Source organism: Pseudomonas sp. MWU16-30316, from assembly GCF_020515645.1.
Taxonomy (GTDB): Bacteria; Pseudomonadota; Gammaproteobacteria; order Pseudomonadales; family Pseudomonadaceae; genus Aquipseudomonas; species Aquipseudomonas cerasi.
Map to the genome: position 1 here is coordinate 1 of NZ_JAIZAZ010000005.1, position 13,148 is coordinate 13,148.

General features: G+C 60.3%; 3 protein-coding genes and 1 pseudogene. All 4 read right to left on the minus strand.

Annotated features, from left to right (window positions below; all coding sequences use genetic code 11):
- A pseudogene (gene syrE, locus LCH65_RS17145) lies at positions 1-8,409 on the minus strand (syringomycin E biosynthesis non-ribosomal peptide synthetase SyrE); the annotation flags it as partial.
- A 387-nt stretch (positions 8,410-8,796) separates the two neighbouring features.
- Positions 8,797-10,008, minus strand: a complete 1,212-nt coding sequence (syrC, locus tag LCH65_RS17150) for a syringomycin E biosynthesis aminoacyltransferase SyrC (RefSeq protein WP_003433914.1) — start codon at positions 10,006-10,008, stop codon at positions 8,797-8,799.
- 72 nt (positions 10,009-10,080) lie between these two features.
- Positions 10,081-11,013, minus strand: coding sequence for a syringomycin E biosynthesis L-threonyl-[L-threonyl-carrier protein] 4-chlorinase SyrB2 (gene syrB2 / locus LCH65_RS17155; protein WP_003349549.1), 933 nt, complete (start codon positions 11,011-11,013; stop codon positions 10,081-10,083).
- 17 nt (positions 11,014-11,030) lie between these two features.
- Positions 11,031-12,875 (minus strand): syringomycin E biosynthesis L-threonine--[L-threonyl-carrier protein] ligase SyrB1, encoded by a 1,845-nt coding sequence (syrB1, locus tag LCH65_RS17160; protein WP_122241494.1) that lies wholly within the window; start codon positions 12,873-12,875, stop codon positions 11,031-11,033.
- Between the last annotated feature and the right edge of the window lie 273 nt (positions 12,876-13,148).

The window sequence follows — 13,148 nt, forward strand, 5'->3', positions numbered from 1 at the left end:
ACCGGTGGAGCCCGAGGTGTAGATCACATAGGCCAGATTGCGCACGTCGAGGGCTTCAACCACCGGGTTGTCGTCACGCTCGGTAAAGGTTTTGCGCTGATCATCGTCGAGCAACACCAGTGGCAAGGTGAGGGTCGGCAGATATTCCTGCAAGTGACGCTGTGTCAGCAACGCCGACGGCGTACTGTCTTCAATCATGTAGGCCAGGCGCTCGGCCGGGTAGGCCGGGTCCAGTGGCACATAAGCCGCCCCTGCCTTCAGCACACCGAGCAGGCCGACCATCATTTCCACACCGCGCTCGACGCAGATCGCTACCCGGTCATCCGGGCCGATACCCAGGCCGATCAGGTGATGAGCCAGGCGGTTGGCCTGACGGTTCAATTCGTCATAGCTCAGGCGCTGCCCCTTGGAAGCGACGGCGATGGCGTCAGGTTGCGTGCGTACCTGTGCCTCAAACAGGTGCTGAATGCACAGGTCCGTCGGGTAGTCCTTGCGGGTCTGGTTGAAGGTCTCCAGCAGCAGGTTGCGCTCGGCGGCGGGCAGCACATCCAGCTGCGTAACGTCCATCTGTGGTGTGTGCGCCAGCGCGTCGGTCAATTGCTCCAGCGCACACTGCATCATGGCGCCCAGACGTTGCGGATCCGCGGGCTGAACGCTGTGTATCATCAGGCTGAGGTCACTGCCGTAATCATTGACCGACAGGCACAACGGGTAATTGGTGCGCTCGGAGCTGTCGAGCAGGCGCAGGCCCGGCCATTGCAACTGGCTGTCCTCACTCTGGTGCCGGTAGTTGAGCAGGCTGGAGAACAACGGCACTCCCGCGGCCACGCTACTGCAACGCTGAGCCAGGGCCAATGATGCCTGCTCGTGGCTCAGTAACTCGCTGAGATCACGGTGGGTGGCCATGACCAGTTCGTGGGCGCCTTGCGTGGCCAGTTGCACGCGAACCGGCAGGGTGTTCATGAACATGCCCATGGCTCGCTCGGCGCCTATCGTACCTTGCAGGCGGCCGGTGACCGCAGTGCCGAACACCACATCATCGCGACCGGTACAACGGGCCAGCACCTGGGCCCAGGCGACATGGAACAGCACCGCCGGGGACATGCCGCGCTCCCGGGCCTGAGTCCGGATACGTGCGCAGAGGTCAATGCTCAATGCCAGTTCGGCCTCTTCGACGTCATTACCGTCACCCTGAACTTCCAGCAGTTCGAACGGAGCGGTGGGTGAATCAACATCAGCCAGGCGGCGGGTGAAGTAGGCTTCGTGGGCACTTGAAGGGCTGGCGAGGGTCTGTGCGACAAACTCCCGGTAAGGCTGCGGTGGCAGCAGGTCTGCGCTGTGGCCGCGCATCAGCAGGCGAATTTCTTCGAGTATGAGTTCCAGGGTGACGTGGTCGCTGATCATATGGTGATCAATCAGCGCCAGTAGCCAACGATCCGAGTTTGGATCGCCAGCAATGTAGGCGAGCAGTAGCGGTGCCTGGCGCAGGTCCAGACGCAGACGACTGGGATCACTTAGACGATCCATCTGGCTGAATACATCTTCATTGGGCGTCAGGGTGAGCGTATGTACCGGCAATTGCGCCTGGCGGTGCACCACTTGCACCGCTTGCGGCAGGCCGGTCCAATGCACCGAACTGCGCAGGACATCATGGCGGTCGATAACCGTTTGCAGGCTCTCAAGAAAGGCGTCAAGACGTGCACGGCTGTCGAACTCGATCGTCGAGCGCACAAGGTAGGCGTCGCGTTCATGATTCAGCAGGTAATGAAACAGGATGCCTTCCTGAAGCGGTGCAAGCGGATAGACGTCCTGGATATTGGTGGCTCCACCCGGAACGGCGGAGGTAATCAGTTCAATCTCATCAACGCTCAGTTCCACCAGCGGCAACATGTCTGGCGTTAATTGCGTGCAGTGGGCAGGAATGCGATTGGCCGGTGCCTGGAACAGGGGTTGTTTGTCCTGGCTGATAGCCAGAGCCATTTCACGCACGCTGGGCGCAGTGAATACAGTGTTTACGCTGAGATTCAGGCCCTGCTTGCGCAGACGGTCGATCAGCGAGACGGCCAGCAGTGAGTGGCCACCCAGTTCGAAGAAATGGTCGTGACGGCTTACCTGCTCGATGCCCAGCAGGTCTTGCCAGATAGCCGCGATCTGCGTTTCGGTTTCGCCTTGCGGGGCTTCATAGGCACGGCTGATCAGTGCATCGGCTTGTGGGGCTGGCAAGGCTTTGCGGTCCAGCTTGCCGTTCGGCGTCAATGGCATTGACTCGAGCAGCACATAGGCCATCGGGATCATATAAGCCGGCAGTTGTTCCTGCAGCCAGTCGCGCAAGTTTTCGATGTCTACCGAAGCATGCTCTGCGATCAGGGTGTAATAAGCCACCAGACGTTTATCGCCCGGCACATCTTCACGAGCCGTGACCACCGCTTCATGAACCGCCGGGTGTTTGGCCAGCGCCGCCTCGATTTCGCCGATCTCGATACGCAAACCGCGAATCTTCACCTGGAAGTCATTACGGCCCAGGTATTCCAGCGCGCCATTGGCCAGCCAGCGACCCACGTCGCCGGTTTTGTACAGGCGGGCCTGCGGATCGTTGGAAAACGGGTCAGCGATGAAACGCTCGGCACTCAGCTGCGGCTGGTTAAGGTAACCCCGCGCTACGCCGATGCCGCCAATGTGCAGTTCACCGGCCACGCCCAGTGGTTGCAGCTGGCCCAAGGCATCCAGCACGTGCATCTGAATGTTGGCAATCGGACGGCCGATGGGCACGCTTTCGCCCGGATCCGTCGAGCGGCATTCCCAGGCAGTAACGTCGATGGCCGCTTCGGTCGGGCCATAGAGGTTGTGCAGTTCGACGCCCTTGAGCTGTTGCTCGAAGCGGCGCTGCAATGCGCGCGGTAAGGCCTCGCCGCTGCACAGTACGCGGCGCAGTTGCGGGAAGTCGCGGGTTGAACGGTGCTCCAGAAATACATCGAGCATCGAGGGCACAAAGTGCAGCAGGGTGATGCCCGCGTCACTCATGACCTGTGCCAGATAGTCAGGGTCTTGATGGCCACCGGGACGCGCCATGACCAGTTCGGCACCGGCCAGCAGCGGCAGGAAAAATTCCCAGACCGACACGTCGAAGCCGAACGGGGTCTTTTGCAGCACGCGATCATTGCTGTCCACTTTATAGGCGTCACGTGCCCAGAGCAGGCGGTTAACGACTCCAAGGTGCTCGTTCATCACGCCTTTGGGCGTGCCGGTGGAACCGGAGGTGTACAGCACGTAGGCCAGGTGGTTTGGCTGCAAACCCAGGGCCTTGGCATCCGGATTAACGCTCGGCTGCTTAGCCATTTGCGCGAGGTCATCGCGGTTATCGAGCACCAGCACCGGAAGGTCCAGGGCAGGCAGGTTGTCGTGCAGATCCTGAGTGGTCAGCACTGCCTGCGGCGAGCTGTCCTCAAGCATATAGGCCTGACGCGCGCTCGGCAGGTCCGGATCGATCGGCACGTAGGCGCCACCGGCCTTGAGAATACCCAACAGCGCCACGACCATTTCCGGTCCGCGACGCAGGCTGACCGCAACTCGCGTATCCGGCTCCACGCCCAGTTCGATCAGGCGATGGGCGAGCTGGTTGGCCTGTTGGTTGAGTTCGGCGTAGGTGAGCAGCGGTCCGCTGTCGCCGCGTACGGCGCAGGCATCCGGACGCTGGTTGACCTGGTGTTCGATCAGTTGGTGAATCAACACATCGCGTGGATAAGGGTGAGCGGTATTATTGAAGCCCGCCAGCAACAGCTCGAGCTCGTCATCCGGCAGTATCGGCAGGCTGTTCAACGCGGCATGCGGGGTGTGTTCCAGCGCTTCCACCAGGCTGTGCAGTGCAACCTGCATGTACTCGCCGATGCGCTGGGCATTGATTTGCTGGACGGCCTGAATAGTGAGCGTGAAAGCATCGCCCAGGTCATCGACGTTCAGGGTCAACGGGTAGTTGGTATTGTCTTCGGTGCCGAAAGACTCGATCCCTTCCCAGGCGGCGGCAGCTTGTGCCGAAACATCGCCCACGACACTGTGCCGGTAGTTGAGCAATGCACTGAATAGCGGCGTCGGTGCGGCCACGCCGCTGCAACGCTGGGCGAGCACCAGCGGAGCATGCTCATGCCCCAGCAAGGATGTCAGCTGCTCGTGGGTCGTCTTCAATCCCTCGGCTACTGTCGTCGCGTCGATATCGACGCGCAGCGGCAAGGTATTGATAAACATGCCCAACGCACGGTCGGCACCGTCGCCGGCCTGCATACGGCCCAGCAGTACCGTGCCGAACACCACTTTTTCACAGGCCGAGACATTGCCCAGCACCCGCGCCCAGGCCAGGTGCATCAGGCTCGCGACGCTGACGCCTGCCTGTCGAGCCTGAGCCCGCAAACGCAGGCTCAGCTCGGCGGCCAGGGGCACGCTGGCCTCTTTGAGGTCACGGCCGCCGTCCTGCACATCCTGCACACCGAATGGCAGGGTCGGCTCGTCGATGTCGCCGAGCATCTCGCGGAAGAACGCTTCGTGCTGCGCATCACGCCCCCCCAGGCGAGCCTGGGCGACATAGTTGCGATACGGCACCGTCTCAGCCAACGCATTGCCCTGACCGAGCAGGTGCGCCTGAATTTCATGCAGGACCACGGACAGGGAGGTGGCGTCGCTGACCAGGTGATGGGACAGCAGCATCGCCAGCCAGCGGTCGTTGACCGGGTCATGGCTATAGACAATGCGCATCAATGGCGCGTTACGCACATCAAGGCGGTAATGCCGAGGGTCGAAGCGCTGGTGTAATTGCTCGTCAACCGGGCCGTCTGCAGGGTCGAGGAACAACTCGGTGACTTGCAGTTCAGCCTGGCGCAGCACCACTTGCACCGGCTCATCGAGATCTTCCCACAGCACTGCGGTGCGCAGGATATCGTGGCGGTTGATCACGCCTTGCAAAGCGCCGCTGAAAGCGTCCAGCCGCGCACGGTCTGACACGCCAAACAGTGCTTTCAGGGTATAGGGGTCGCCCTGTTCGGCACTGATATGGTGGTAAAGAATCCCCGCCTGCAACGGTGCCAGCGGGTAGATGTCCTGCACATTGGCAGCACCGCCGGGCACGTCCTTCGCCACGCGGTCGATCTGCGCCTGAGTGAGGCTGATCAGCGGCAGCAAATCAGGGGTGATGTGTTCGCAACGTTCGGGAATCAGGTTGGCCGGCACCACGACGTCCGTGCCGCCATCGATTGCTGCGGCAAGCGCCGCCACGGTCGGCTGGCCGAACAGCACATGCACATCGGCACTCAGACCGACATCGCGCATTTGCTGGATCAATTTCACCGCCAGCAGCGAGTGGCCGCCCAGCTCGAAGAAGTGATCATGACGACCCACCTGTTCAACCTTGAGCACGTCGACCCAGATCGACGCCAGCAGCGTTTCCACTTCGCCTTGCGGCGCTTCGTAACCACGGCTGATCAGCGATTGCGCATCCGGAGCAGGCAGTGCCTTGCGATCCAGCTTGCCGTTGGGCGTCAAGGGCAGGCTGTCCAGCTGCACAAAAGCGCTGGGAACCATGTATTCGGGCAGGTGTTCAAGCAACTCTTTGCGCAGGTTTTCGGCGGGGACCGGTTCGCCACACAGGTAGGCCACCAGACGCTTGCTGTCAGGTTGTGCCGGGTCGTCTGCGCGGGCAACCACTACCACTTCACGCACACCGGTGCACAAAGCCAGAGCGGCCTCGATTTCGCCGATCTCGATACGCAAGCCGCGGATCTTCACCTGGAAGTCATTACGGCCCAGGTATTCCAGCGCGCCATTGGCCAGCCAGCGGCCCACGTCGCCGGTTTTGTACAGGCGGGCCTGCGGGTCGCTGGAAAACGGGTCAGCGACGAAACGCTCGGCACTCAATTCTGGCTGGTTCAGGTAACCCCTGGCCACGCCGATGCCGCCAATGTGCAGTTCACCGGCAACGCCCAGCGGTTGCAAGTGACCTGACGCATCCAGCACGTGCATTTGAATATTGGCAATCGGACGGCCAATAGGCACGCTTTCGCCCGGATCCGTCGGGCGGCATTCCCACGCAGTAACGTCGATGGCCGCTTCGGTCGGGCCATACAGGTTGTGCAATTCAACACCCTTGAGCTGTTGCTCGAAGCGGCCCTGCAACGCGCGAGGTAAAGCCTCGCCGCTGCACAGTACGCGGCGCAGTTGCGGGAAGTCGCGGGTTGAGCGGTGCTCCAGAAATACATCGAGCATCGAGGGCACAAAGTGCAGCAGGGTAATGCCCGCGTCACTCATGACCTGCGCCAGATAGTCAGGGTCCTGATGGCCACCGGGACGGGCCATGACCAGTTCGGCACCGGCGAGCAGCGGCAGGAAAAATTCCCAGACCGACACGTCGAAGCCGAACGGGGTCTTTTGCAGTACCCGATCGTTGCTGTCCACGTGATAGGCGTCGCGCGCCCAGAGCAGGCGGTTGACCACACCCAGGTGTTCGTTCATCACGCCTTTGGGCGTGCCGGTGGAACCGGAGGTGTACAGCACATAGGCCAGGTGATTTGGCTGCAAACCCAGGGCCTTGGCATCCGGATTAACGCTCGGCTGCCTGGTCAATTGCGCACTGTCATCGCGGTCATCGAGCACCAGCACCGGAAGGTCCAGGGCCGGCAGGTTGTCGTGCAGATCCTGAGTGGTCAGCACCGCCCTTGGCGAGCTGTCTTCGAGCATATAGGTCTGGCGAGCGCTGGGCAGGTCCGGATCGATCGGCACGTAGGCGCCACCGGCCTTGAGAATACCCAACAGCGCCACGACCATTTCCGGACCGCGACGCAGGCTTACCGCAACCCGCGTATCCGGTTCCACGCCCAGTTCGATCAGGCGATGGGCGAGCTGGTTGGCCTGTTGGTTGAGTTCGGCGTAAGTGAGCAACGGCCCGCTGTCGCTGCGCACGGCGCAGGCATCCGGACGCTGGGCGGCCTGTTGTTCGATCAGTTGGTGAATCAGGATGTCGCGAGGATAGGCGAGGGCGGTTTGGTTGAAAGTTGCCAGTTGCTGATGCTCGTTTTGGCTCATCAGCGGGAAGTGTGCCAAAGGGTTGTCGTGTTGATTCAGCACAGCTTCAAGCATGGCGAAAATGCGCTGCTGTATGCGCTGAACTTCCTCGAAGGTGAAGTAAGCCGTGTTGAAGTTGAAGTCCAGGTGGATGTCTTCAGAGGGATGGTAATCGCGTACGAAGATCGCCATGGGCGTCTGTTCGTAGCCGTTGTCCAGCATCAGCACCCGCGCCGGGTCTTCGCAGCCGAACGTGACATCACCATCGAAGCTTTCGAATGACAGTGAAACATCGAACAGCTGATGGCGTCCGGTTTGCGCCAGCCGCAGGCTACGGTTGAGTTCGGCAATCGGGAAACGCTGGTGACGGTAAGTGCGGCGTAGTTGCGTACCGATGTTATTCATCAGGTCGACCAGCGTTGCATGCGGATCGAAGCCCACGCGAATCGGGCTGATCGAGGAAAACATCCCGATGGTGGCTTTCTGACGAGCATTGGTGCGGTTATGCACCGGCATTCCGACAACGATCTCATCGACGCCTACGGTACGGCAGAAATAGGTGCTGATCACTCCGACCAGTACATGAGCCACGGACAGGTTGCATTCGCTGGCAAACTGCGTAAGCGCGTTGTAAAGCGCGCGGGGCAACATGGCTTGAACCTGGTCACTGGGAGCTGGACCGTTGGTTACGCCTGCCTTGAAATCCGCTCTGCGTTGCAGCAGAACCGGCGGCAGTTGGGCGTAGGTCTGCTCCCAGAACAGTCGATCACGCTCGTAGCGAGAAGACGTCATGTAGGCCTTGTCTTCTTCAAGGAACGAGAGGTAAGAAGGCCCCTCAGCAAGCGTTTGCTTGCCTTCCAGCAAGCCTGAGTAGGCATCGCTTACGGCGTGCGCGATCAGCACTGCACCGATACCGTCGGCGACCAGGTGGTGCAAGCGATTGAACCAGTAATAAAGTTGCGGACCGCAACGAACCAGACGCGACTCCCAGAGTTGTCCGGTCATTGACTCAAAGGGTTGGCGGAAGGACTCGCGCAGATGCGCAATGGCATGCTCGGCGTCGCCGTCGACCTCAGGCAAGTCGGTCACTTCAAGCTTGAACGGCGCCTCTGACAGAACACGCTGGCCGCCCATGCCCCTCTCGTGGCTGAAACTCAGGCGCAACGCGTCATGGCTGTCGATGACCATCTGGATGGCTTTCTCGAACAACACAATATCGATCTCGCCCTTGATCTCCAGAGTCATGCCGATGTTGTAGTAAGGCAGGTGCGGGTGTGTGAGCTGATCGAGCCAGATACCTTGCTGAACCGAAGCCAGCGAAAGGGGTTCTTGTCCTTGCGTGCACAGATTGTCGATCAACGAATTCATCTCAAAGCACCTGTTTGCGAAATCAATTGGCTCGTCTCCGGTCGAAGGGCGGCGCGGCATGTGGCTGGACGGCTGCCAGTCGGAGGGAGGACTAAAAACATTGAAAAAAAATAGAGCATCCCCTTGGGGATGTCTGTCGTGGGAAGCTGGGACAACTGCGGGCTTCCGGGCTGGGTGTTCAATGATTCAAGACTGTTCGGTATAAAGGCCCGGACCGATTCGACTGGCTTGTGGAGCGGGGTGGTGAAGGGAAGGTTGGTGATTGGTGCTGCGCCAGTGTGCCGCCTGGAAGGTGAGCCGGTTACCGCCGCGCTCAAGGCCGCAGCGCAGAGTGAAGTCGGGGGCCTGAGCCCCCGCCCTTTTATTCGCCGAGGTATCGCGCGACTGTCAGGCGACAGCGGGCTGAAGAACTTCGTCCAGGAAGCTGAAGGCGGTGTGTTTCGATTGCGGGCTGGAGACAAAGAACGCGAGGTGGCTGCCATTGTGTTCTATGTGCAGCGTGGCGTCCTTGATCGACGCAGCGATATGCCGTGAGCCACCGATGTGCGTCGTCGAGTCGGCATCGCCAGCCACGACCAGAGTTGGCGCGCTGATGCGCGCCAGTCGTGATGCCAGCTCGGTCTTGTTCAGTGCGTCATTCAAACGCGCATAGCGATAGAACAACTCGGGATTGACATAGGGGTAAAGCACCACGTGGGCAATGGACTCGGGGGTAGTGGCCAGCGTCGACTGGTCCAGGAACATCGCTTGCAGGTCAGCAGCCTCGCCGCGATCCTGAGCTGCGCTTTCCATCAGCCATTCGAAGTTTTGCTGATGAGCGGTGCGCAGGTCGTTGTCGCCCAGGTTGTAATCCCCATGCCACAGGCTCAGGGAGTTGACCCGGTCGGCATGGGCTGCAGCGGCGCTCAGGGCGATGACCGCGCCGCCGCAGATACCCATCAGATGCGCGCTGGATAACCTGAAGTGATTCATTACGCTGATCATATCGGCAACCTGGGCATCGGTGTCCACCGCGATCTGGTCGAACGCCTCGCAGGCACCGAACAGTCCCCGGGTCTCCCAGGTCACGACAAAAAACCGCTCGCTCAAGGCATTGAACCAGTCGCGGCAGAGATCGAACGGAATGCCGCAGGGTAATGCCAGAACCACAGGAGGCAGCTCGCGGTTGGTACTGGCATGCACCAGCAAAGGCGCATGGTCACGGGTGGTTAGATGCAGTGTCTCGATGTGCGGCACTGCACCACTGAATTCGAAATGCTTGAGCAGTCGATTGAAGGCGGTGACGTCTTCAGCATCGTCGAAGTGCTCGTAGGTATAGTCGAGCGCTTCGCAGATTTTGCGGCTTATAAAGTATTCGAACGACGACAGTTGTGCCTCGCCCCCATGCAAGTACTGGAGGGTGCGCACACCGATGCGCGCAAACGCCGCATTGATTGCCCGCTCGGCGGCTCGCACGCTGGAGCACGCCGGCTCTGGCAGAGGACCGTCGTCCCGGGCGAGAAAGCTCAGGCACACGGGATCGGGCAAATTGAGGGCAAGGTGCCTGAGCATCCTCACCGTCTCGCACAGACGCATCGCTGCATCGGAGGAAATAGTCATGGATCGTCACTCTTTGTCGGGCGCTTTTTTCAGGCACATTGCGCGAGGCTACTGTCGTCTGACGTATGTGGGTCAGACCGCTTCGAATTTCTTGCCGCGTGTGGTGTGAGTCACAAGGCGGTTGTATTCCGGTGTTTCGTCACCGATCACCTGCACCGCACCGTATTTCTCCAGGCTGATGCGGCCGCCGTACTCTTCGATGTGGTCCGAATCCGGATAGATGTGCACGAACGACGGTACGTAGCGTGACGCAAAGCCCATGCGCATCTCCTGTGATTCGCCGCTGTGCGGATAGGACGCATGCATCAGGGTCGACCAGAAAATGATGAACTGCCCGGCTTTCATCTGCATGGGCACAGCAGAGGCCTCGTCGGGCTTCCAGTTCTCATCGATCTGCAACTGGCGATAGTCGTAACCGAAGAAACCGCGACGCACGCCGTCCTTGACCACCGAGTTGTTGGCGTCGGGTTCATAGCTCATGCGCTTGGTTTCGTCGTAGTTCATGCTGTTCTGGGTGCCAGGAATGAACTGCAGGCAGCCATTGGCAATGTTGGCGTCGGTGAACGCCGTCCAGACGGTGATGGTGCCGCCGAACTCTTCGTTTTCCGGCCAGATGATCTGCGGCTTGCCGGAGGCATTGGCGAACGTATCGGCCTGATGCCAGTCGGTGCCTTCATCGCCCGGATACTTGGGAAAGAACTCGGTGCGCCAGCACAGCACATTAGGGCCGAGGATACTTTCGACGCGATCGCAGATTTCCGGGCGACAGATGTGGCTGGCCAGAAAGTCATCGTCCAGATGGCGGTCATAGTTGGCGATGTTGGTACCCCCGGAAATGGCGTCCAGGTCCTGATAGGCGGCGGCGCTACGGTCGAGCAGGCGCAGACGGGTGCGCTTCCAGGTTTCCTTCATTTCTTCTGGCGAATAGGCGTCAAACGGACCGATAAAGCCGTTTTTCTCGAACGAGGCACGCTGTTCCGCAGTTAAAGCGAATTTTTTGCTCATGAGCTTTTCCTTTTCGGTCAATGGGCTTGAACAAGGCTACGGGAGATGTGGTCGGCCAGGACTTTGGCCGTTGCGCCATCCGCCAGGATCCCGGGGTCGAGGTTGATTTTGTAATGTGTCTTGAGCTTGCTCAGCGAGCGGATCAATGCCAGAGAAGTGCCGCCGGAATCGAAGAAATCGTCATTGACACCGATGTTTTTCAGACCCAGGTCTTCGCTCCAGACTTTGAGCACGAAGTGCTCCTGTTCACTGAGGCCTTTGACGTCAGTCGTTTGTGAAGTCGTCGCGGCAGCGGTTGGCGAGGGCAGTTGTTGCTTGTCGATTTTGCCGTGGGGGGTCACCGGCAGCTCTGCCAGTGGCACATACAGCGAGGGACGCATGTACTCTGGCAAATTTTCGGCCATCAATGCAGCAACTTCGCTGCGGGCCTGTTCGGTCCAGGCTTCGACGCCCTGGGCTGGCACCACGTAAGCCACCAGGCGCAGGTCGCCATCGCCGTAATCATGTACGCCAACATGGGCAGCGGCCACGCTCGGGCTGGTTTGCAGAGAGGCTTCGATCTCGCCGGGCTCGATGCGGAAACCGCTGATTTTCAATTGCTCGTCGCAGCGACCGGCGTAACGGTATTCGCCATTACCCTCCAGAGTCATCAGGTCGCCAGTACGGTAGGCGCGTACAGCACCGGGCAACTCGATGAAGCGCTCGACGTTGAGCGCCTCACGGTTCAGGTAGCCCTGAGCCACGCCCGCGCCTTCGATGTACAACTCGCCAGTAGTGCCTGCCGCGACCGGAGTCTGACTCGCGTCAAGCAGGTGCAGGCGCCAGCCGTCCAGCGGCTTGCCGAGAGACACCATGGCCGCTGTTTCCAGATCCTGCGCCAACACTCGCTTGAAGGTGGTGTGAACGGTGGCCTCGGTGATGCCGTACATGTTGATCAGCGCAGGCTTCTGGTCGCCATGGCGCTCGACCCAGGAACGCAGCACGCTGGCGGGCAACGCTTCGCCACCGAACACTACATAGCGCAGCGCCAGAGAAGCAGTGTTGCCACGATCGGCTTCATCAAGACCACGGAAAGCCGATGGCGTCTGGCTGAGCACGGTGATGCGCTGATCGGCGAGCCATTGACGCAGGGCGGCAGGAGAACGCGAGACGTCATACGGGACAACGGCCACCTGGCCGCCATGGGCGAGGGCACCCCAGATTTCCCAGACCGAGAAGTCGAAACCGATGGAGTGGAACATCGACCAGACGTCCTGGGCGTTGAAGCCATAGACGCGTTGAGTACTTTCCAGCAGGCGACTGACGTTGCCATGGGAAACCTGTACGCCCTTGGGCTCACCGGTGGAACCCGAGGTGTAGATGATGTAGGCAGTGGCAGTACTCGGGTCGATACGGGTGTCTTCAGCGGCCGATTGCAGCGCCGGCGCGGACAGTAACTCGTCGAGTGCCAATACGCGCAGCGACGGTATTTTCGGCAGGTTGGTGGCATCACCGATGATCAGGCTCAGCTCGCTGTCACGCACGATGTGCTCGACGCGTTTGCCAGGGTATTGCGGGTCGACCGGCACATAGGTGCCACCGGCTTTGAGAATACCCAGCAGGCTGGTGACCAGATCGACGCTGCGCGGCAGGTACATGCCCACACGCGTGCCATAGGTCACACCTTCATCGCGTAAGCGTGCAGCCAGCTTTGTCGACAACGCGTCGAGCTGTGCGTAGCTCAACGTCCGGGCGGCATCGCTGACGGCGGTGCGCTCAGGAAATTGTCGCGCCCTGTCACTGAATATCTCGTGCAGGAAAGCACCGGGTTTGAGAGGGGCTGACGCGGCGCTAAGCGATTCGTCAGTGTTCGTAATCGGCATGACCAAGGCTCCTGTGTAATAACCAGACGCAGCGTTCAAATCCGCTGCAATCGAGACATCCCTGCGGCCTGACGAATCCGTCAATGGGCCGGCATGATCCGCAGTTGGCGCATTTCAGCACCGACTGCCGGGCTGCGTCTGTCGAGGGAAATGGGGACAAAGCCTGCCGATTCTGATCAGTACGCATCGACACTCTTCGCGACCGATGTCCCGGATTGCGGTGACAGACGCCTCTGGCCATCAGTGTTTTTATTCTTGCGCGGTGCCGGAGCG

Excerpts from the sequence above, each read along its gene's own strand:
- syrB1 (WP_122241494.1), bottom strand. The coding sequence starts at position 12,875 with ATGCCGATTACGAACACTGACGAATCGCTTAGCGCCGCGTCAGCCCCT.
- syrB2 (WP_003349549.1), bottom strand. The coding sequence starts at position 11,013 with ATGAGCAAAAAATTCGCTTTAACTGCGGAACAGCGTGCCTCGTTCGAG.
- syrC (WP_003433914.1), bottom strand. The coding sequence starts at position 10,008 with ATGACTATTTCCTCCGATGCAGCGATGCGTCTGTGCGAGACGGTGAGG.